The 23190-nt window shown below is 30.1% G+C and carries 24 protein-coding genes; all 24 read left to right on the top strand.

The window, feature by feature from the left end:
* Positions 1–40 precede the first annotated feature (40 nt).
* The 24 genes from D3Z33_RS06790 to D3Z33_RS06675 all read left to right on the top strand — a co-directional run bounded on the left by D3Z33_RS06790 (position 41) and on the right by D3Z33_RS06675 (position 23116).
* Positions 41–1300 (top strand): UDP-N-acetylglucosamine 1-carboxyvinyltransferase, encoded by a 1260-nt coding sequence (locus D3Z33_RS06790; RefSeq protein ID WP_160197017.1) that lies wholly within the window; start codon positions 41–43, stop codon positions 1298–1300.
* A gap of 143 nt (positions 1301–1443) precedes the next feature.
* On the top strand, positions 1444–2751 hold the full coding sequence (lysA, locus tag D3Z33_RS06785) for a diaminopimelate decarboxylase (protein ID WP_160197016.1): 1308 nt from the start codon (positions 1444–1446) through the stop codon (positions 2749–2751).
* Between the two features lie 14 nt (positions 2752–2765).
* The gene (locus D3Z33_RS06780) at positions 2766–3392 is read left to right on the top strand and encodes a nucleoside recognition domain-containing protein (RefSeq protein WP_160197015.1); all 627 of its coding nucleotides are present in this window, start codon (positions 2766–2768) and stop codon (positions 3390–3392) included.
* 14 nt (positions 3393–3406) lie between these two features.
* Entirely contained in the window at positions 3407–3940 is a 534-nt protein-coding gene (locus D3Z33_RS06775) for a spore maturation protein (protein WP_160197014.1), read from the top strand.
* A 59-nt stretch (positions 3941–3999) separates the two neighbouring features.
* Positions 4000–4932: a S66 peptidase family protein gene (locus tag D3Z33_RS06770; protein ID WP_160197013.1), complete on the top strand. Its 933-nt coding sequence runs from the start codon at positions 4000–4002 to the stop codon at positions 4930–4932.
* Positions 4925–6100: a M20 metallopeptidase family protein gene (locus tag D3Z33_RS06765; protein ID WP_160197012.1), complete on the top strand. Its 1176-nt coding sequence runs from the start codon at positions 4925–4927 to the stop codon at positions 6098–6100. Before D3Z33_RS06770 ends, D3Z33_RS06765 begins: the two co-directional genes overlap by 8 nt.
* Positions 6101–6169: 69 nt before the next feature.
* The gene (locus D3Z33_RS06760; protein WP_160197011.1) at positions 6170–6964 is read left to right on the top strand and encodes an MBL fold metallo-hydrolase; all 795 of its coding nucleotides are present in this window, start codon (positions 6170–6172) and stop codon (positions 6962–6964) included.
* A gap of 15 nt (positions 6965–6979) precedes the next feature.
* The gene (gene htrA / locus D3Z33_RS06755) at positions 6980–8245 is read left to right on the top strand and encodes a serine protease HtrA (RefSeq protein ID WP_201750453.1); all 1266 of its coding nucleotides are present in this window, start codon (positions 6980–6982) and stop codon (positions 8243–8245) included.
* A 107-nt stretch (positions 8246–8352) separates the two neighbouring features.
* On the top strand, positions 8353–8520 hold the full coding sequence (locus tag D3Z33_RS06750; protein ID WP_160197010.1) for a CxxH/CxxC protein: 168 nt from the start codon (positions 8353–8355) through the stop codon (positions 8518–8520).
* Positions 8521–8568: 48 nt separating this feature from the next.
* Positions 8569–9048, top strand: coding sequence for a 23S rRNA (pseudouridine(1915)-N(3))-methyltransferase RlmH (gene rlmH / locus D3Z33_RS06745; protein ID WP_160197009.1), 480 nt, complete (start codon positions 8569–8571; stop codon positions 9046–9048).
* 53 nt (positions 9049–9101) lie between these two features.
* On the top strand, positions 9102–9887 hold the full coding sequence (locus D3Z33_RS06740; RefSeq protein ID WP_160197008.1) for a class I SAM-dependent methyltransferase: 786 nt from the start codon (positions 9102–9104) through the stop codon (positions 9885–9887).
* Positions 9888–10057: 170 nt separating this feature from the next.
* Complete coding sequence (locus D3Z33_RS06735; RefSeq protein WP_160197007.1) at positions 10058–11164, top strand: hypothetical protein; 1107 nt, start codon at positions 10058–10060, stop codon at positions 11162–11164.
* 9 nt (positions 11165–11173) lie between these two features.
* A complete protein-coding gene (locus D3Z33_RS06730; protein WP_160197006.1) occupies positions 11174–11443 on the top strand; it encodes a CD3324 family protein in 270 nt (89 codons plus the stop codon).
* A 264-nt stretch (positions 11444–11707) separates the two neighbouring features.
* Positions 11708–13876, top strand: coding sequence for a PAS domain-containing sensor histidine kinase (locus D3Z33_RS06725; protein WP_160197005.1), 2169 nt, complete (start codon positions 11708–11710; stop codon positions 13874–13876).
* 37 nt (positions 13877–13913) lie between these two features.
* Positions 13914–15260, top strand: a complete 1347-nt coding sequence (locus D3Z33_RS06720; RefSeq protein ID WP_160197004.1) for a sigma-54-dependent transcriptional regulator — start codon at positions 13914–13916, stop codon at positions 15258–15260.
* A gap of 210 nt (positions 15261–15470) precedes the next feature.
* Positions 15471–16658 carry a CaiB/BaiF CoA transferase family protein gene (locus D3Z33_RS06715; protein WP_160197003.1) on the top strand — a complete coding sequence of 396 codons (1188 nt, stop codon included), beginning with the start codon at positions 15471–15473 and terminating at the stop codon, positions 16656–16658.
* 66 nt (positions 16659–16724) lie between these two features.
* Complete coding sequence (gene madL / locus D3Z33_RS06710) at positions 16725–17096, top strand: malonate transporter subunit MadL (RefSeq protein WP_160197002.1); 372 nt, start codon at positions 16725–16727, stop codon at positions 17094–17096.
* Positions 17097–17108: 12 nt separating this feature from the next.
* Positions 17109–17867: a malonate transporter subunit MadM gene (madM, locus tag D3Z33_RS06705; protein WP_160197001.1), complete on the top strand. Its 759-nt coding sequence runs from the start codon at positions 17109–17111 to the stop codon at positions 17865–17867.
* Positions 17868–17930: 63 nt separating this feature from the next.
* Positions 17931–19478: an acyl-CoA carboxylase subunit beta gene (locus D3Z33_RS06700; RefSeq protein ID WP_160197000.1), complete on the top strand. Its 1548-nt coding sequence runs from the start codon at positions 17931–17933 to the stop codon at positions 19476–19478.
* Between the two features lie 26 nt (positions 19479–19504).
* On the top strand, positions 19505–19885 hold the full coding sequence (locus D3Z33_RS06695; RefSeq protein WP_160196999.1) for an OadG family protein: 381 nt from the start codon (positions 19505–19507) through the stop codon (positions 19883–19885).
* Positions 19886–19899: 14 nt separating this feature from the next.
* Complete coding sequence (locus D3Z33_RS06690; RefSeq protein WP_160196998.1) at positions 19900–20295, top strand: acetyl-CoA carboxylase biotin carboxyl carrier protein subunit; 396 nt, start codon at positions 19900–19902, stop codon at positions 20293–20295.
* A gap of 32 nt (positions 20296–20327) precedes the next feature.
* Complete coding sequence (locus D3Z33_RS06685; RefSeq protein ID WP_160196997.1) at positions 20328–21458, top strand: sodium ion-translocating decarboxylase subunit beta; 1131 nt, start codon at positions 20328–20330, stop codon at positions 21456–21458.
* A 333-nt stretch (positions 21459–21791) separates the two neighbouring features.
* Positions 21792–22415, top strand: a complete 624-nt coding sequence (locus D3Z33_RS06680; protein ID WP_160196996.1) for an alpha/beta fold hydrolase — start codon at positions 21792–21794, stop codon at positions 22413–22415.
* Between the two features lie 137 nt (positions 22416–22552).
* On the top strand, positions 22553–23116 hold the full coding sequence (locus tag D3Z33_RS06675) for an NUDIX domain-containing protein (RefSeq protein WP_160197062.1): 564 nt from the start codon (positions 22553–22555) through the stop codon (positions 23114–23116).
* Positions 23117–23190 lie beyond the last annotated feature (74 nt).

Here is a 23190-nt window from a genome sequence, read left to right as displayed (position 1 = left end):
AGTTGAGAGGAGTGAAATTCTGACAATAGTCAGTTTAGCTATGGATAAATTTATAATTCAAGGTGGAAAAAAATTAAAAGGCGAAGTAAATATAAGCGGGTTTAAAAATGCTATTTTAGGATTAATACCTGCAACATTGTTAGCAAATGATAAATGTATTATTACAAATGTACCTATGATAAGTGATGTATATATATTAGCAGATATTATGAAAAAGTTAGGTGCAGATGTATTTTTAAATGAAAAAAATAACAGTATAGAAATAGATACATCTACAGTAAATGAGTGTAAAGCATCTTATGATATGGCTAAGAGTCTTAGGGCATCATATTACTTATTAGGTGCAGGGCTTGGTAGATTTGGAAAATCTGAAGTAGCATATCCTGGAGGTTGTGATATTGGTTCACGTCCAATAGATTTGCATATAAAGGGATTTGAAGCTTTAGGTAGTAGCTTTAAAATTGAACATGGGATAATGCATTGTGAGGCAGATAAATTAATTGGAGATAATATCTATATGGATGTTACTAGTGTAGGAGCTACTATAAATATTATACTTGCTGGTGTAATGGCTGAAGGGAAAACTGTTATAGAGAATGCAGCAAAAGAACCACATATTGTAGATGTGGCTAACTTTTTAAATGCAATGGGTGCTGATGTTCGAGGTGCAGGAACAGATGTTATAAGAATAAATGGAGTTAAAGAACTTCATGGTTGCACATATAGTGTTATTCCAGATCAGATAGAAGCAGGAACTTATCTAGTTGCAGCAGCTGCAACAGAAGGAGATGTTGTTGTTAAAAATGTAATACCAAAGCATTTAGAATCGATTACTGCTAAACTTAAGGAGTTAGGTGTAGAGATAACAGAATATGATGATTCAATAAGAGTTAGAGGAAACAAGAAATTAAATAGTATAAATATAAAAACATTACCATATCCAGGTTTCCCTACAGACCTTCAACAACCACTATCTGTTTTACTTACAAAAGCTAATGGAACAAGTATAGTAACAGAAAGTATATTTGAAGGCAGATTTAAATATGTAGATGAATTAAAGAGAATGGGTGCTAATATAAAAGTAGATGGAAGAACAGCTATAATAAGAGGAGCTACCCCTTTAAGTAGTACTAAGATAACAGCTACAGATTTAAGAGCTGGAGCAGCATGTGTTATAGCAGGGCTTATGGCTGATGGTGAAACTGAAGTTCATAATATAAGACATGTAGAGAGAGGATATGAAAATATAGTAGATAAATTAAAAGCTATAGGAGCAGATATTAAAAAGGTATCAGAATAAAAATAAGCAAAAAACACTTGTGGAAATTTACAAGTGTTTTTTTGTTACCAAAAATCAAAGTGATATTTTTAAAACATGAATAACTAGATAATATAACAAATACAATATGTATAAAAGATAATTTTACTTATAAGGAGAATAAAATGAAAACAGATAATAAACAAAAGTATTTATATATTGAAGGATGTAATTCTATATCTTTAGCAAAAAAGTATGGAACTCCACTATATATTCTATCTCAAAGAAAAATAGAAGAAAGATGTATAAAAATAAAAGATGTTTTTTCAAATAAATTTGAAAATACGAGTGCGTTTTATGCAAGTAAAGCTTTTTTAACTATGGCCATGTGTAAAATAATAGAGAAACAAGGGCTAGGACTTGATGTTGTATCAGGAGGTGAATTATATACAGCATTAAAAGCAGAATTTCCTACTTCGAATATACTATTTCATGGAAATAATAAATCCTATGAGGAATTAAGCTTAGCTATAGAAAATAACATAAGCAGAATAATTGTTGATAATATATATGAATTAAAATTGATAGAAGAAATATCAAGTGAACTTCATAAAAAAACAAATATATTATTTAGATTAACTCCGGGAGTTACAAGTATTACTCATAAACATATTGATACTGGAAGAAAAGATTCTAAATTTGGTATCCCACTTGAAATAGATACAATATTAGAAGCAGTAAAAGTAGCTTTAGATTCTAATAATATTAATTTAAAAGGATTTCATTTTCATTTAGGATCACAATTATTTGATAATATAACATATTTAAAAGCAATAGATATAGTGTTTGAATTAATAAAATTTTTAAAAGACGATATTAATTTTACAACTGAAGAATTAAACACTGGAGGTGGATATGGGGTTTCATATCAGAAAAAAGAAATAGAAAAACCATTAGAATATTTTATAGAATCTATAATGGAAAGAGTATATAAAAATTGTAATGAATATAAATTAATTATTCCAAAAGTAAGCATTGAACCTGGAAGGTGGATAGTAGCGCATGCTGGCACTACTTTATATACAATAGGGAATATAAAAGAAATCTCAGGAATTAGAACATATGCAGCTATAGATGGTGGAATGACTGATAATCCAAGACCTTCATTATATGGAGCAAAGTACTTTGGTGAGATAGCAAATAAAATAGATCAAGAAAAAAAATATAAAGTTACTATTTCAGGCAAATGTTGTGAATCAGGGGATATACTTATAGAGGATTTAGATGTACCAAAAATTACTCCAGGAGATATATTAGCTGTTTATAGTACTGGAGCATATAACTTTTCAATGGCAAGTAATTATAATAAAAATATTAGACCAGCAGTTGTATTAGTAAAAGATGGAGAATCTGAAATAATAGTAGAAAGACAAAGCTATGAAGATTTATTAAGGGGAGAAAGATTGCCAAAAGAATTTAAAAACTTGAAATAAGGAGAGTGTAAACTTTGATAAATATTATTTGGTTTTTATTTATAATAATAGGAATTATAGTAGCTACAGTCACTGGAAATATAGAAGCTGTAACCCAAGCTGCAATTGATAATGCAGAACTTGCAGTAGAACTAGCAATAGGGCTTGTTGGAGTTATGGCACTTTGGCTTGGTATCATGAAAATAGCAGAAGAGGCAGGACTTGTACAACTTTTAGGAAAGGCACTTCGCCCTATAATGATAAGATTATTCCCAGAAGTACCAGATGACCATCCTGCAATGGGTGCTATGATAATGAATATGGCAGCAAATGTATTGGGGCTTGGAAATGCTGCAACACCTCTAGGACTTAAAGCTATGACTGAATTAAATAAAATTAATGAAGACAAAGATACAGCTTCTAATGCAATGTGTACATTTTTAGCCATAAATACTTCAAGTGTGACACTTATTCCAGCAACAGTAATAGCATATAGAGCAGCAGCAGGGTCTGCTAATCCAACTGAAATAATAGGTCCAGTTATAATTGCCACACTTGCATCAACTATAGCTGCCATAATAGCAGTTAAGACACTATCAAAATTACCTGTATTTTCATCTACAAATCCAATGAAAAAGAAGAATATAGTGAAAACTAAATAATTGGGGGAATACATATGTTTGTTAAAGTAATAGAGACAATTTCTATATATGCAATACCATTTATTTTACTTTTTATACCAACCTATGGCTTTTTTAGAAAAGTAAAAGTATATGAATCGTTTACTGAAGGGGCAAAAGAAGGTTTTTCTACTGCAATTAAAATAATACCTTACTTAGTAGCAATGCTTGTAGCAATAGGGATATTTAGAGCATCAGGAGCAATGGAGTTATTCACAAAAGCATTAAGCCCAGTAACTAAACTTATAGGAATGCCAGGAGATATATTACCCATGGCACTTATGAGACCACTATCCGGAGGAGGAGCTTCAGGAGTAATGAATAGTTTATTTGAGGCACATGGGCCAGATTCTATTATAGGTAGAATGGCTTCTATTATGATGGGTTCCACTGAGACTACATTTTATGTGCTTGCAGTATACTTTGGTGCAGTTTCTATAAGAAAAACCAGACATGCGTTACCAGCAGGTTTAATAGCAGATGCAGTAGGAATAATAACAGCAGTATTGGTAACAAATTTAATGTTTTAAATGAAATAGGACTTCGGTCCTTTTTTATTGTATAAAATCTTAATAAGGAAGGTGTAAATATGATAAAACCAAAAGCTTTAAAAAAAGGTGACACAATAGGATTAGTTGCTCCGGCAAGTTATGCGTTAAAGAAAGATATAAATAAATCTATAAACTTCCTAAAGGGATTAGGATTTAAAGTGAAATTGGCAAATAATATTTATTCGAAATATTATTGTTTTGCAGGAGAAGATGATGATAGAGCAAGAGGAATTAATACTATGTTTAAAGATAAAGAAGTAGATGCTATATTCTGCATAAGAGGTGGATACGGAGTTCATAGAATTTTAGAAAAAATAGATTATGAAATGATAAAACAAAATCCAAAGATATTTATGGGATATAGTGATATAACAGCTCTGCACATAGCTATAAATAATAACTCTAATTTAATAACATTCCATGGTCCTATGACAGTAAGTGATATGAAAGATGGATTAGATGATTTTTCATTTAAGTCCTTAGAAGAGATACTTATAACTGGTAAAGATGAGATGGAAATAATTAATCCAAAGGATGAGAAAATAAAAATGTTATCCAAAGGCAAATCATCTGGAATACTCACTGGAGGTAATTTGGCACTTCTAACTGGTACAATAGGAACTCCCTATGAAATATATACGGAAGATAAAATATTATTTATTGAAGACATTGGAGAATATACATTTAAAGTTGATAGAATGCTAAGACAAATAAAACTTGCAGGGAAATTAGATGGTCTTAAAGGTGTAATTTTAGGAGACTTTAATAATTGTATAAAAGAAGATGAAGGAGATCAGAGTCTTATGGAAGTGTTTGAGGAGATGTTAAGTCCTTTAGATATTCCTATAGTATATAATATAAAATCAGGACATTGCACTCCAAATATTACATTGCCACTTGGAGCAAAAATAGAGATAGATGCCAATAATTTAAAACTAAAAATAATAGAACAGGTAATAAGTCATGAATAATATAATAAAGAAATCCCAAGATATAAAGGATTGGTTAATAAGTGTACGAAGGGATTTTCATATGTATCCAGAACTTGGCATAGAAGAATATAGAACAATGAATAAAATATGTAATATATTAGAAGAGTTAAATATTGAATATAAAAATGAAGTTGCAGATACTGGAGTAGTAGGTATTATAAGAGGTAATCATAAAGGGAAAACCATAGCCCTTAGAGCAGATATGGATGCTTTACCTATATTTGAAAGAAATAATGTAGAATATAAATCTAAAATAGATGGAAAAATGCATGCATGTGGACATGATGCTCATATGACAATATTACTTGGTGTAGCAAAGATATTAGTAGAAATGAAAGAGGAAATAAAGGGAAATATAAAACTTATATTTCAACCAGCAGAAGAAACTATAGGTGGCGCAGAACGAATGATAAAAGAAGGGATAATGGAGAATCCAAAAGTAGATGCAGTATTTGGGCTTCATATGGCTCCAGAAATACCTGTTGGGAAAATAGGTATAAAATATGGAAAAATGAATGCATCATCTGATACATTAAACATACAAATTTTTGGTGAAAGTACACATGGTGCTTATCCTCATAGTGGAGTAGACAGTATTGTAATAGCATCTCAAGTTATAAATGCACTTCAAACTATAGTAAGTAGAAAAGTAAGCCCTATTGATTCAGCAGTAATATCCATAGGACAAATAAATGGAGGAACAGCTCATAATATCATCTCAAATTCAGTCAATATGAAAGGTACACTTAGGACATTATCGCCTAAAACTAGAGATGTAGCTCTTACCAATATAAAAGATATAGTAGAAAATATTCCAAAAACAATGGGAGGAAAAGGAAAATTTATAAGGGAAGAAGGATATATGTCTTTAATAAATAGTGATAACATGGTAAACTTAGTAAGAGAGAGTGTAAATCAGTTATTAGGAGAAAAAAATGTTATAACAATAGATAGTCCTAGTCTTGGAGTTGAAGATTTTTCATATTTTTTAAAAGATACAGATGGTGCATTTTTCAGACTAGGATGTAGAAATGAGAAAAAAGATATAATATATGATGGACATAGTGATAGATTTAATATAGATGAAAACTCTTTACCAATAGGAGTGGCTATACAAGTTTTAAATGTAATAAAATTTTTAAAATAAAAATATATTCATCACATATTCATCACAAACCTAAGATAAAATAAATATTGTAAATACGGAGTGATATAAATGAGTTTAAGATTTTGTTCAATAGCTAGTGGGAGCAGTGGCAATTGTCAATACGTAGAAACAGATAAAACAAATATAATAATAGATGCTGGATTAAGTGGTAAAAAGATACAAAATGGTTTATTATCAATTGGTGCAGATCCAACAAAATTAAATGGTATACTAGTTACTCATGAACATAAAGACCATATAAAGGGAGTAGGAATATTATCTAGAAGGTTTAATATACCAATATATGCAAATAATAATACTTGGGAAGCTATGAAAGAGTATTTAGGTAAATTAGACGAACAAAATATTAGAATAATTGGTAGTAACAATAGTTTTGAAATAGGAGATATAAATATAGATAGTTTTAGCACAAGTCATGATGCAGCTGATTCTTTAGGATATAGTTTGAATCATAAAAATAAAAAGGTAAGTATAGTAACGGATACTGGAATAATAACAGAAAATATAAAGTCAAAAATCAAAGATTCAAACTTATTAATGTTGGAATCAAACCATGATATTCAGATGTTAAAAATAGGAAGCTATCCATATTATTTAAAGAAAAGAATACTATCTCAAGATGGTCATTTATCAAATGAAGATGCAGGAAATTTGATATCAGAATTATTTTTAGATAAATTTCAAAGGATATTTTTAGGACATTTAAGTAGAGAAAATAACTTTCCTGAGTTAGCATATCAAACAGTTGTTAACATAATGACTGAAAAGGGTATAAAGCTAAACAAAGACATACAATTACAAGTAGCAGATCGCCATGATCCCACTGAACTTTGTATAGTTTAATAAGGAGGAAAAATTATGAGTGATGAATATAACAATAATGAACATAACAATGATGAATACACCAACGAAGAATATAACAATGAAATCAAAGAAGAAAAAAGACAATGGCATAGTCCAATGGGTCCTACTAAAGAAAAACAAGTAGTATATAAAGAGAAGAAAAGTAAAGGTGGCTTTTTTTCTTATATGTTAGTAGCTTTAGTGGCAGCTCTTATTGGAGGATTTGTTGTAGCATATGTTGCTCCAACATATTTATATGGCAACATTATACCTTATCCTGAAACAAATGATGGTAATACAAATAAAACAGGAAATGAAACTATAAAGATAAATACCAAAGATGATATTAATACTGTTTCAGCAGTAGCAAAAAAAGCAATGGATTCAGTAGTAGGGATTACAACTACAACTACCCAACAAAATTTCTTTGGAAATGAAGTACCACTTCAAGGTGTAGGATCAGGAGTAATAGTTGATAGTAATGGATATATTCTTACAAATTCTCATGTAATAGATGGTGGTAATGCAGATAAAATAACAGTTCAATTTGCAGATGGTTCAAAAACTAACGCAAATGTATTATGGCAAGATTCAACACTTGACCTTGCTATTATAAAGGTTAATGAAACTAATTTACCGGCAGCTGAGTTAGGAAATTCAGATGATCTTATAGTGGGAGAACAAGCAATAGCAATAGGAAATCCATTAGGACTTCAATTTCAAAGAACAGTAACTTCTGGAGTAATAAGTGGTTTAGATAGAACTATATCTTCTGAAAATGTAATGATGGAAAATTTAATTCAGACAGATGCATCAATTAACCCTGGAAATAGTGGAGGTGCATTATTAAATAGTGAAGGAAAAGTAATAGGAATAAATACAGCTAAAATTCAATCAGCAGAAGGACTAGGTTTTTCTGTACCTATAAATATAGCAAAACCTATAATAGAACAAGTACTTTCTGATGGAGAATTTAAGATGGCTTTTATAGGAATAAATGGATTAGAAGTAGATAAATATGAAAAAGCTTTAGGATTAGATATACAAGCAGAAAAAGGATTTGTAGTTATAGAAGTAGTTCCTAATTCACCTGCTTCAAAGTCAGGGCTTCAACAAAATGATGTATTAACTAAAATCGGTGATACTGAAATTACTGGATTTTCAACACTTAGGAAAGCTCTATATAATTACAAACCAGGTGATAGTGCAGAAATGGAAATAATAAGAAATGGTAAGACAGAAAAGATAAATATAAAATTTGACAAAGCACCAGATGAATAAAAATAAAAGACTTGGCAAAATTTTGTCAGGTCTTTTAACAATATAATTATTTTTATGAAAATAGGTTATAATATAATTAATATAATATAAATTACTGGAGTGATTATATGTATGTTGTATGTAATGAACATTTAACTGAAGCAATAGATGACTTTGTAGATGTATATGAGCAGCCACCAGATATATATGAATTAGATAGTGTATCTTTTACAGATTGGATAACTCCATCTAGATGTGATAAATGTGATAAATTACCAAAATTTTTAGTAGTTTAATATTAATATCAATACCAATACCTCTATAGAGGACAAGCAGGTGAAATCATGAATATAACAATAATATCAGTGGGAAAAATTAAAGAAAAATACATAAATAGTGGGATAAAGGAATTTACTAAAAGATTATCAGTATATTGCAAACTTAAAATAATAGAAGTAAAAGACGAACCCACAAAAGAAAACATGACAGAATCAGAAGAAAATATTATAAAGAAAAAAGAAGGGGAAAAAATCATTTCAAAAATTCCTAATGGGTCTTATGTAATAACATTATGTATAGAAGGCAAGGAGCTATCATCAGAACAATTGGCTAAAGAGTTAGATAGTTTAGCTCTTACAGGGAATAGTAATATAACTTTTATAATAGGTGGATCAGTAGGGTTGCATGAAGAAGTAATAAAAATAAGTAATATGAAATTATCCTTTTCAAAAATGACATTCCCTCATCAATTAATGAGACTTATATTATTAGAACAAATATATAGAGCATTTAGAATTAGTAGAGGAGAACCGTACCATAAGTAGTAACAAACAAAAATGACTTTAGTGGGATATTATTCACCAAATAGGAGGAATATATGTCAAAAATAAAAGGTTTAGAAACTACATTTAACTCTGAGTACCTTAAATATGATAGGTATCGTCCTACTTATGTTAAGGAGCTATATGATGATATTTTTGCTACAAAAGAAATAAATCAGTCATGTAATGTCCTAGAAGTAGGTATAGGAACAGGACAAGCTACATTACCAATACTTGAAACAGGTTGTAATTTGACTGCAATTGAATTGGGTGATCAATTAGCAAAATTCTCTAAAGATAAATTTAGTAATTATGAGCATTTTAATATTAAAAATGTAGCATTTCAAGATTTTGATTGTCCTTCTGACTCATTTGATCTTATTTTTTCAGCAACTGCTTTTCATTGGATTCCTGAAGAAATAGGATATACCAAAGTATTTGATATGTTGAAAAGTGGTGGTGTTTTTGCCCGATTTGCAAATTATCCCTATAAAGATAAGAAACGCCCAAATATACATATTCAATTTCAAAAGATATATGAAAAGTATATGCCTAATTCATTGGGAGTAGATGAATATAGCGATGAAAATGCCAAATATATATCTAATATAGCATCTAAATATGGATTTGAAGATTTAGGATATAGACTTTATCATAGAACAAGAGACTTTACAGCAGATGAGTACACATCATTATTAGGCACCTATTCAGATCACATTGCTATTGAAGAAGCTACAAGAATGAAATTCTTTGATGAAATAAGAGAAGTCATAAATAATAACGGTGGTATTATTACTATATACGATACTATAGATTTACAACTAGCTAGAAAACCCCTATGAGTTTAAAGCACCTTTTCTGTTGGATAGGTGTTTTTTTGTGGGTTCTATGTAAAGAACTACCCATAAAAGAACTATCTATATAATTATCTGAATATTACATATATAATTAGAGTATGAAATATAAATTATAATTTAATATTTTAATAATTTTAAGTAAGGGGTGGGGTAATATGAAAAATGATAAAAAAATATTAGAGATTATAAAAAATAAGATTGTAGAGGACTATAGGGATGATATTTTGTTACTTGTAGTATATGGAAACAAGAATATAAATGTAGATGAAAAATTAGGATTAAGTTTTTATTTTATTTCTAAAAATGAAATAGGTAAAAAACTTTCAACTCAATTTATTGTAGAAGGTGTTAGTTATGACTTGTTTTCTATAAGTTGGGATAGATTGATTTCAAATGCTGCTATGGATAGTCCCCAAGGATATTTACTTTTAGATACAGAAGTTATTTATCATTCAGATGAAGAAGCGCTTGCTAGATTTAAAAATCTAAAAAATAGCCTTAAAACTGTATTAAGTGGAAAGTATGATGAGGCGTTAATAAATAAAGCTTATGAATACTTTAATGAGAGCTATATTTATATTTATAATATGAATAGATTTAATGATAGTATGAGTAGCATTAGGCTAGAATCTGGAAAACTTTTAGGTAAAATTTCTAATGCTTTAGGATTTGCAAATAGAATGTATTATAAAAATGGGAATGGCTCTGTTATAAAGGATTCTTTAAATTTAAAAAAATTACCTAGAGATTATAAAGATTTAGTGGATGATATTATTTTTTCATCTGATACTGAAGAAATATACTTAAAATCATTAGAACTTGTTGAAAATACAAGGGAATTTCTCCTTGGTATTAAGAAAGATAATAGACAAGATGAGTTATTTGAAACGCTTTTTTATGGTTATTATGAAGAACTTAAGAAAACTATTAATAAATGCAAAATTGCTGTTACTCAGAAGGATTATTATAAACTATTTGAACTTTTTTCATTCATACAAGAAGAAGTTAGTCAGTTTATTGCTAAAGTGGAAGAAGGTATATGGTATGATGATAGAAATTCATATGTAGAATATAATAAGTACTTTGATGAGATCTTTAGAGTAGATCTATTAGAACTTACTTCCCAAAAAGATGATGAACAGATTCTTATGGCTATTAATAAGTTTCAAAAAGATTTTATTTCATTAATTAGAAAAAATCAGATTAGGATATTAGATTTTAAATCAGTTGAAGAATTTGAAATTTATTTTAGAGATAAGTAGGCGATATAATTGAAGTATAAAAATGCAAAAAAAGTATTGCCAAAAGAATTAATGGATGAAGTACAAAAGTATATACAAGGAGAGTACTTATATATACCTAAAGCTGAAGGAACTAGAAAAAAATGGGGAGATAATTCTGGTTATAGACGGAGCCTTTCTATTAGAAATGATAGCATTAGAAAGGAATACAAAGAAGGGGCTACTATAGTCGAATTAGCTGAAAACTACTTTCTTTCTGAAAATACTATTAAAAAGATAGTCTATGTAAAAAATAAATGATGTAAGAGAGGATTATAGATATAGAATATGATAAAAAACCACAGTTAAATTATATAATTTAACTGTGGTTTTTTATGTTATGATTATTATAGCTTAATTATAAAATATAAGAAAGTGTAGGCTTATTAACTTTAGAGAAGAAATTCCAGCATAGAAGATAGTGTTTATTAATAAATTAAAGAACTACAAATTAAAATGACTTTTGTAAATATAATTGATATAATGGATGGGATAAATATAAAAGGATGATAATTATAAATGAAGATGAATAGTCTAAAATTTAAAATACCTTTATTTATTGTTATTTTTGCATTTTTTTCCGTTGCTATAACAGGAATATTCACTCAAAGAATAGCATCAGAAGGAATTCAACAAAAAACTTTAGATAAAAATTTATTGATATCAGAAATGATAGGCAATGAAATCTCAACATACCTTGAAGATGCTAAAGTTACTGTGGAAACAGCAAGTAATTTCTCATCTCAAAGTTTCGGAGATATTGATAATATAAAATATGAAATTTTCAGAATATATGATAATTTTCCATACTTTAGCTTAATATTTTATATGAATGATAAGGCGGATATGGTTTTTTCTAAACCTTCTAATGATCATGTTAAAAAAAAGTCATATATGGATCGTAGTTATTATTGGGATGTTATGAATACAGAAAAAACTACTATTAGTCCATTGTTAATAAGTAGTGTTCTAGAACGTCCCCATTTTATAATAGCATCACCAGTGAGAAATTATAGTAGAGAGACTATAGGGTTAATAGGTGCGGGAATTCCCCTGTATAATATTCAGGAGATAATAGATAAAACCCAAGAAAGATTTAATGGTAGAATAACAATAATAGATAGACAAGGAAGTATAGTTATTGATCCCGATATTAAGAACAACAGTGACAAAATAGTTTCCATGAAAAACCAAGACTTTACTATTAATGAAAAATCAACTAATTTAGAGAGTGTTTTAAAGGATAAAAGAAATGTAGTGGGTCATTATATAGAAGATAATAAAACATATTATAGCGCTATAACATTTGTACCAGGTGTAGAGTGGATGGTTATAGTAGAACAAGAGGAAGGAACAATGTTAGCTGAAGCTTCTGAAATCGAGAAAAAACTAAGTGCTTTGATGGTAGTAGTAGTAATTATAGCAGTAATTATTGGATTAATATTAGCATTTAGTATAACAAAACCTATAGGAAAGTTAGTAAAAAATGTTAGAAATTTAAGTGTTGGAATAAAAGAATTAGATTTTACAGAAGGACAAAATGATTCAATTAATGAAGTAACTGAGCTAAGCAAAGCTTTTAGTGAAATGAGTATTATACTTAATAATAATATAAAGGAATTAGAAAGTTCATTCAAAGAGCAGAATAGACTTCAACAATATCTAAACAATATCCTTAAAAGTGTAGCCAATGGAATAATAGTATTTAACAATAAAGGAGATATAACAATAGTAAATAGGGAAACAGAACAGATAACAGGATATAGTTTAAAAGAGATAAAAGAATTTAGCCTAGAAGAGTTTATTGACAGATTGGATATTACTATAGGAGAAATATTTATTGATGTAATAGATAAGGGAAATGTATTTAACGATGTTGAGCTGACTATTAAAAATAAATGTAAAGAAGAAATATCAATTAGTGTTTCTGCATCTAGGGTATTAGATGATAAGCAACAGGTTATAGGAGTAGTTTTCCTTTTAAAAGATCTTAGAGAGAGAAAAATAATGGAAAGGGAATTAGCAAGGGATGATAGAATTAAAACTTTAGGTAGGCTATCAGCATCTATAATACATGATATAGGAAATCCTCTGGCCGGAATGGGTAATTTAATAGAGATTTTAAAGGATAATACTAATGACCAGGAAACAAAAGATGAGATTCTAGAGTTTTTAGAAAATGAAGTAGAAGATTTAAATAATCTTGTAATCAGTTTTCTCGATTTTACCTATGAATCTAAATTAAATAAAGTTCCGACTAATATAGAAAAACTTTTGGACTTAATCTTAAATTTATTAGATTCAGAAATGGAACAAAAAGATATAATAGTGAAAAAAAGCTCTTTAGAAACACCAATATTAGCTAATATAGATAGAAGGGCAATAAAACAGGCTATAATAAATATATTAAAAAATGCAATACATGCTGTAGATAAAAAGGGAGTAATATATATATCATTCAATCAAAAGAATAATAATTTAGAAATTATAATAGAAGATAACGGAAAAGGAATAAAAGAAGAGGATTTAGATAGAGTATTTTTTCCTTTTTATACACAAAAGAGACAAGGAACTGGCCTAGGATTATTTATAACCTATAATATCATTAAGGAACATAATGGTAGCATAGTAGTTGAAAGTGAGTTTGGTAAAGGAACAAAGTTTATAATTAGTATTCCTATTAAAGAACAGTAATTAAAGTTTAAAGGTGATCTTAAAGGAGTGATCTTAAATGAAATTATTAATTGTTGATGACGAAAAGAGTATAAGATTATCACTAAAGATAAATATGAAAAAATTAGGAATAGATGTATTCACTGCTGAATCTGGAGAAGAAGGACTTGATATTGTAAGAAAGAAGATGCCTAATATTGCTATAGTAGATATAAAGTTACCAGGTATAAGTGGTATAGATGTACTGAAGGAAATTAAGCAAATAAAACCCTCATGTATTGTAATAATGATTACCTATTTAAGTGATGTTAAACTTGCAGTGAAGGCAATGAAAATGGGAGCATATGATTACTTTACTAAGCCCTTTTCCCTATCAGAAATAAGTAGATCTATAGAGGAGACATTAGAGTATGCTAAAACTAAAATAGAAATAGATAAAGGAAGCAGGGATAATCAAGTAAAATTTATTGGACAATCTCCTGAAATAGTGAAAATTAAAGAGAATATAAAAGAAATTGCCAGTATGAAATATAATACTTGTATTCTCTTAGAGGGAGAAAGTGGTAGTGGTAAGGAAGTCATTGCTAAAAGCATTCAGAGTATTAAAGGAGATACTATTCCCTTTATATCAATCAACTGTGCTGCCATCCCTAAGACATTACAGGAAAGTGAATTATTTGGATATGAAAAAGGTGCCTTTTCAGATGCAAAAAATGCGAAGGAAGGTTTGATTGAAAGAGCTAATAATGGTGTGTTATTCTTAGATGAAATAGGAGATATGGATATATCTCTGCAGGCAAAGATGTTAAGGGTACTTCAGGAAAAGAAATTTAGAAGGATAGGTGGATTAGAAGAAATGGACTTTAAAGCCACTATTCTTTCTGCAACAAATAAAGATCTAAAAGAAGAGATTGAAGCAGGAAATTTCCGAAAAGATTTATATTTTAGATTAAATATAATTCCAATTTATATACCACCTTTAAGAAAAAGAAGAGAAGATATTATACCTTTAGTTCAGCATTTTATTGAAAACTATAATAATGTTCTAAATAAAAATATAGAATCCATATCTAAAGAGGTAGTAGATATATTTAAAAGTTATTTATGGCCAGGAAATATTAGGGAGCTAAAGAATGTCATAGAAAGGATAATGATATTTAAAAAGGATAATAAAATAACATTAGAAGATGTACCAAAGGAAATATTAGAAGATGATAGTATTGAGGAAAATCATCATTATAATTTAGAATTAGTTGAAGAAAATGCGATAAAGAAGGCTCTAGATAAAAATAATTGGAATATTACTAGAACATCAGAGGAGTTAGGGGTATCTAGAATTACTTTAAGAAGAAAGATTGAAAAATATAATTTAAAAAACATAAAAAGTGATAACTTTTGTAATTAAGTGATACAAAAGTTATCACTTTTTAAATGTAATAAAAGAAAAGTTTTCTTAGTAAAATTATATTAGATTCAATTACTTAAATCAAAGATTTGTATTAAGCCAACGAATAAAGTAATATACTAAATTGTATAAAGTGGCATGATGTTTGCAACTATATATAGTAAAGTTATGAAATGTTGATAACTATAAAAAATAAAAGGAGGAATTATTATGAATAAAGCATTAGAAGGTATCAAGGTACTTGATCTTACTAGAGTTTTAGCAGGACCTTATGCTACTATGGTATTGGCAGATATGGGAGCTGAAGTTATTAAAATAGAGATCCCTAACAAAGGTGATGACTCCAGAGCATTTGGGCCTTATGTTAATGGAGAAAGTGCTTATTTTATGAGTATTAATAGAAATAAGAAAAGCATGACTCTAAATTTAAAGAAAGAGGAATCTAAAGAATTATTATTAGAAATGGTTAAAAATGCAGATGCTATTGTAGAAAACTATAGACCAGGAACAATGGAGAAACTTGGTTTAGGATATGACAAATTAAAGGAAGTAAATCCAGGAATAATATATGCAGCAGCATCAGGATTTGGTCATACAGGATCTTATAGTCAAAGACCAGCTTATGATGGTGTAGTTCAGGCGATGGGTGGAATAATGAGTATAACAGGACAAAAGGGAGGAAAACCAACAAGGGTAGGACCTTCTATAGGAGATATTACTGCAGGCTTATTTACAGCTATTGGAATATTAGGTGCATTAAATTATAGAAATAAGACAGGTAAGGGACAAAAAGTGGACGTTGCTATGTTAGACTGTCAAGTTGCTATACTTGAAAACGCTATCTCAAGATATTTTGCTACTGGAAAGTCACCAGAGCCAGCAGGAAACAAACATACATCCATTGTACCATTTGAGCCTTTTGAAACTTCCGATGGAGAAATTGTTATTGCAGCAGGTAATGATAATTTATTTAGAAAGTTATTTAAGGTATTTGGTAAGGAAGAAATTGCAGATGATGAGAGATTTAAGACAAATCCATTGAGAAATGAAAATTATGATGAGTTAAGACCTATTATTGTTGAAGAAACTAAGAAAAAGAGCACTAAGGAATGGCAAAAATTATTAGATGATGCTGGAGTGCCTAATGGACCAATAAATAATATAGAGATGGTATTAAATGATCCTCAGGTAAATGAAAGAGAAATGGTAGTAGAGATAGAACATCCTACTGCTGGAAAGACTAAGATTCCGGGAGTACCTATTAAGATGAGTGAAACTCAAGGTAAAGTAGAAAGTCCAGCACCTATTCTAGGAGAGCACACTGAAGAAATCTTAAAGGATTTTGTAGGTTTAAGTGAGGAGAAAATTCAAAAACTTAGAGAGAACAACGCTATTTAATACATGTAAGAAGATAGAGTCTTCTCTATCTTCTTATAATTTAATAAAAACAAGGAGGACAAGCATATGGAAATTTATGGTCTTGGCATAGTTGCTTTATGTATGTTCGTAGGCTCATTTATTGGAATGGGATTAGGAAACTTATTAGGAATAAGTGGAAATGTAGGTGGAGTAGGTTTTGCAATGCTTATGTTGATTTTAGTTACTAATCATTTTGAAAAGAAAGGCAAGCCCTTTAGTAAGAGAACATCAAATGGAATATTACTATTGAGTTCATTATATATACCTATTGTAGTTGCAATGTCTGCTAGACAAAATGTTGTAGCAGCCTTTGAAGGTGGAGCTGTAGCATTTTTATCAGGAGGAGTTGCAACCATAGGAGCATTATTATTAGTGCCATTAATTACAAAATTAACTATCAAAGAAAATAACGAGTAGAGGTGATTAAAGATGATGGATATCATAAATACATTATTTACATCCTATGATCTAGTAGCAGCCCTTGGTATAGTTGCATTAATAATGGTTATATCCTATGGTTTTGCCGATATGATTGGACAAAGAAGAATGGGATCTGCTATAGCAATTGTAGTTGGTTTAGTTCTTGCTTATATAGCTGGAAAATATACTGGTGGAGAAAAGGGACTAGCTGATGTGAGTTTATTTACAGGAGTTGGATTGTTAGGTGGAGGAATGCTTAGGGATTATGCTATAATATCTACTGCCTATGGTATAGACCTTAAAAATATAAAAAAAGCTGGATTACCAGGTATAGTATCTCTTTTAGTAGGGGTATTATTTTCCTTTATTATAGGAGCAGCTATCGCTGCACTATTGGGATATACTGATCCTGCAGATATAACTACTATAGGTGGAGGAGCAGTTACTTTTGTAGTGGGTCCTGTTGCAGGATCAGCTCTAGGAGCTAGTTCTGATGTAATTGCATTATCAATTGCAGCAGGAGTTGTTAAATCAGTATTAACTATGATCATTACTCCTTTCGTTGCTTCAATAATTAAATTAGATAACCCAACATCAGCAATGGTATATGGTGGGCTTATAGGAACTACAAGTGGAGTTGCTGGAGGACTAGCAGCTACTAATGCAGAACTTGTTCCTTATGGTGCAATGACTGCCACATTCTTTACTGGATTGGGAAGTCTTTTAGTACCATCAATAGGATACATGTTAGTAAATGCTATATTTTAGTATTAATATATAGCTAAGAACTTATTTTATAGATGTTTAAATTTAATATTAGGAGGAAAGGAAATGTCAATAGATAGGTTAGAAGAACTCCGAAACTTAAAGAAAAAGGTAAAACTTGGTGGTGGAGAAAAGAGCATAGAAAAACAACATGCTAAGGGTAAATTAACAGCAAGGGAAAGGATAGAAAAGTTAATGGATGAAGGTAGCTTTATCGAGGTAGATACCTTTGTAGAGCACAGATGTACTAATTTTGGAATGGAAAAGAAAAAAACTTCTGGGGAAGGAGTAGTTACAGGATATGGTACTGTTGATGGAAGATTAGTATATGTATTTGCTCAAGACTTCACTGTAATTGGTGGATCTTTAGGGGAGATGCATGCAGCTAAAATCACCAAGGTACAAGAAATGGCTATGAAGGTAGGAGCTCCTATTATAGGAATAAATGACTCCGGTGGAGCTAGAATTCAAGAAGGCGTAGATGCTTTATCTGGATATGGAGATATATTCTTTAATAACACCATAGCTTCAGGAGTTATTCCTCAGATTTCTGTAATAATGGGTCCTTGTGCCGGTGGTGCAGTTTATTCACCAGCATTAACTGACTTTATATTCATGGTAGATAATATTAGTAAGATGTTTATCACTGGTCCGCAAGTTATCAAAACAGTAACTGGAGAGGAGGTTTCAGCTGAAGAGTTAGGAGGAGCAATGACTCACAACTCTACTAGTGGTGTAGCCCATTTTGTAGACAATAGTGAAGAGGAAACGATTGAAAAGATCAAATTATTATTAAGCTTCTTGCCTTCTAATAATTTAGAAGATGCTCCAATATTTGATTCCCAAGATGAAATAAATAGAATCGATGAGAAGTTAAATGAAATAGTACCTGATAATCCAAATAGACCTTATGATATTAAGGATATAATATATACACTAGCAGATGGGGGAGAGTTCTTAGAAGTTCAACCTTATTATGCACAGAATATAGTAACTGGATTTATAAGATTAAACGGTAGATCAGTAGGTATTGTAGCTAATCAACCGAAGGTTTTAGCAGGATGTTTAGATATCAACGCTTCAGATAAAGCGGCAAGATTTATAAGAACTTGTGATTCCTTTAATATACCATTACTTACTTTAGTAGACGTTCCAGGATTCTTACCAGGAACTGGTCAAGAGTATGGAGGAATTATAAGACATGGGGCTAAGATGTTATATGCATATTCAGAAGCTACAGTGCCAAAGGTAACTGTAATACTTAGAAAAGCTTATGGTGGAGCATATATTGCAATGTGTTCAAGACATCTTAAGGCTGATTTAGTATTGGCATGGCCTACATCAGAAATTGCAGTAATGGGACCGGAAGGTGCTGCTAATATAATCTTTAGAAAAGAGATTAAAAATGCTGATGATGCAGTTCAAATGAGAGGTAAGAAGATAAAAGAATATAGAGATACAATAGCAAATCCTTATATAGCTGCATCAAGAGGATATGTTGATGATGTAATAGAACCTCAATTAACTAGACCAAGAATTATTAGTGCATTTGATATGTTATCAAGTAAGAGAGAAGATAGACCTGCTAAGAAACATGGTAATCTTCCATTATAATTTTAATAGTTAGAGAGGTGAATTAGATGAATTTACAAGATGGAATATCTCTTTCAGAAGGTTTAATCGTAACAGTATTTAGTATGGCAATAGTATTTGCTACACTAGTAGTTATATCTTTAATATTAACTGGATTTAAATCAGCTTTTTATAAGGAAGAGAAAAAAGAGCCTGTAAAAAAGGGAGTACTACCAGTTAATGAAAATACTGTAGTGGAGAATACTGAAGAGATTGTAGATAATGACGAAGAGTTAGTATCAGTTATTGCTGCTGCTATATCAGCAGCTACAGGACAGTCTGTGGAAAATATATATATAAGAAATATTAAAAGGGTATCTCAAGCATCTCCTGTATGGGCTATGGCAGGAAGACAAGAGGGAATATATAATAATCTAAAGGGACATTAAGGAGGATATTAGGTATGAAAAAATATAATATAACTGTTAATGAAAACACATATGAGGTAGAAGTAGAGGAAGTAGGAGTTGGATCTGAAGTAAGGACATCTAGAGAGTCAAAACCATCACCAGCACCGGCACCAAAGGCTCAACCAAAGCCACAACCAAAGAAAGCAGCTCCAGCACCTAAGCCAGCACCAGTAGGAGCAGAAACTGTAAACGCACCAATGCCAGGAACTGTAGTAGATGTAAAGGTAAATGAAGGAGATACAGTAGCTGAAGGGGATGTATTATTAATACTTGAAGCTATGAAAATGGAAAATGAGATAATGGCACCAAGAGCCGGAAAAGTTGCAGCAATCAATACTTCTAAGGGAGCATCAGTTAGCTCAGGAGATCCATTGATATCTTTAGAATAATTTTACTAAGGAAGAAAGGAAGGTAAATTTAAATGGATATATTACAGGAATTTTGGCAAAGTACCGGCTTTGCAGCTATTACTTATAAAGAAGTAATTATGATAGGAATAGCTTTGACATTTTTATATCTAGCTATAAAAAAAGGATATGAACCATACTTATTAATACCTATTGCCTTTGGTATGTTATTAGTTAATATGCCTTTAGGGGGACTAATGGAAGAGGGAGGTCTATTGTACTATCTATATCAGGGAACTGATTTAGGAATTTATCCTCCATTAATTTTCCTATGTGTAGGAGCAGGAACGGATTTTGGTCCTCTGATTGCTAATCCTAAGAGTATATTGTTGGGAGCGGCAGCTCAATTTGGTATATTCTTCACATTTATTGGGGCAATATTTTTAGATAAAATTTTACCCTTTGTAAGTTTTTCAGGACCAGAGGCAGCATCAGTGGCAATAATAGGGGGAGCAGATGGGCCTACGGCATTATTCTTAACATCCCGATTAGCTCCTGATCTATTAGGTCCTATAGCCATAGCAGCTTATTCATACATGGCTTTAGTACCAATTATACAGCCACCAATAATGAGGGCTTTAACTACTAAGGAACAGAGACAGGTTAAGATGGAACAGTTAAGACCAGTATCTAAAAAGGAAAAGATAATATTTCCAATAATAGTGGCTATATTTACAATATTGTTATTACCATCAGCAGCAGCTTTGATAGGAATGTTGATGCTTGGTAATTTGATCAAGGAATCAGGAGTAGTACCAAAGCTTACAGAAACAACTCAAAATTCATTAATGTATATAGTTACAATTTTATTAGGCATAACAGTTGGAGCAAAGGCAGAAGCTGAGTTATTTTTAACAGCTGAAACATTAAGCATAATAGCTTTAGGACTTTTAGCATTCTCCGTAGGAACTGCAACAGGAGTATTATTTGGAAGATTGATGTATAAATTAAGCGGTGGAAAGATAAACCCAATCATAGGAGCAGCAGGTGTATCAGCAGTACCAATGGCATCAAGGGTAGCTCAAAAGGTTGGACAAGAAGAAAATCCTTCAAACTTCTTACTTATGCATGCAATGGGACCAAATGTGGCAGGAGTTATTGGTTCAGCAGTAGCAGCAGGACTATTATTAATGTTTTTTGCTTAGAAATAAGTCAGGGAATTTTCCCTGGCTTTTTTTATATGTATCTGGCATGAAAGATTATGTTCAACTCTAGGATATCTGGTTGATAAAGATGAAATCCAAATCGAATTTTATTGTTGAAAATTTACGTGAAAAAGAAGGGGAATTTTCAGACATTAGTTTTATATAAATGATACAATATAGTATATCTGAAGATTGTATTTATACTATAGAATCCTTTATGGGTAATAAGACAAATATACATAAAAAAGATTATATTTAATAATTAAGAAAGAAATATGTAATTATTAATAAACTATGGCAACGAATTAAAGCTTGTCAGAAAGGAAGTATATAATGAAGTATATATTAATTCATGGACTTGGACAAGATTCATCAAGTTGGAATAAAACAATTTCTTATATGGGAGTACAAGAGAATATTATCTGTCCAGATTTATCTTTATTTCTAAGAATAGGAGATATAACATATTCAAATCTATATCAGTCCTTTTCACAGTATTGTGATAATTTTTCGGAACCGTTAAATCTATGTGGACTTTCATTAGGTGGAGTTCTTGCATTAAATTATGCCATAGATAATCCTTCAAAGGTTAATTCTTTGATATTGATAGGGACACAATATGAAATGCCAAAAGTATTACTTAAACTTCAAAATATTATTTTTCGATTCATACCTGAGAAATCTTTTAAAGGGGTAGGACTTAGAAAGAAAGAATTTATTGAATTAACAAATTCTATGATGGATTTAAACTTTAGTCAAAACCTAAAAAATATTTCATGTCCTGTGCTAGTTATATGTGGAGAAAAAGATAAAGCAAATAAAAAAGCTACAAAGAATATAGCTGAAAATATCATAAAATCAGAAATTCAATTTGTAAAAAATGCTGGACACGAGGTAAATACTGATTCACCAAAAGAATTAGCAGAAATAATAAAATCTTTTTATTGTAAACAATAACTATAATAATACAAGTTAATTGACAGTCAACATGCCATAAGTAGTAAAATCTTTGCAAAATAAGATAAAATAAAATTAGAAATAAATAACCACAATTCTAAATATTTAATTATAAAATATAAAGGAAGTGTAGACTTATTAACTTTAGAGAAGAAATAAAGAATTATAAACCAATTAACGAACAAGAAGTTAATGATAAAAAAGTTATTTTAGAGTATATAGATAAATTTTATGACGATATACTAACTAGAGAAAATGAGATAGCTCATATGACTAGCTCTGGATTAATCTTAAATAAATCTTTAGACAAGGTACTTATGATTCATCATAATATTTATAATACTTGGACTTGGACTGGAGGTCATGCAGATGGAAATAACTATATGCTAGAAGTGGCACTCAAAGAAGCAAAAGAAGAAACAGGGATTTCTAAAGTCTGGCCATTAACCAAGGAGATTATATCTATTGATATTATACCAGTATATGGTCATGTTAAAAGGGGAAAGTATGTTTCTTCCCATTTACACCTAAATATATCTTATATATTAATAGCAGATGAAAATGAAGAGTTAATTTTGAATGAATATGAAACTAGTGCTGTAGGATGGGTTAAAACTAATAACCTGGATAAATATTCTAATGAACCTTATTTAATTGAAATTTACAATAAGATTATAAGTAGGGCAATACAAAATAGGTAATATAGTTATTTACACTAGAAATATATATAATTTAAGAAAAGTATATAGAATAGAAAATTGATTTATATTTTATA

The organism is Senegalia massiliensis, assembly GCF_009911265.1.
Taxonomy (GTDB): Bacteria; Bacillota; Clostridia; order Tissierellales; family SIT17; genus Anaeromonas; species Anaeromonas massiliensis_A.
Note: the sequence above shows the minus strand (reverse complement) of the source record. Positions and strands in the feature narration are given on the sequence as shown.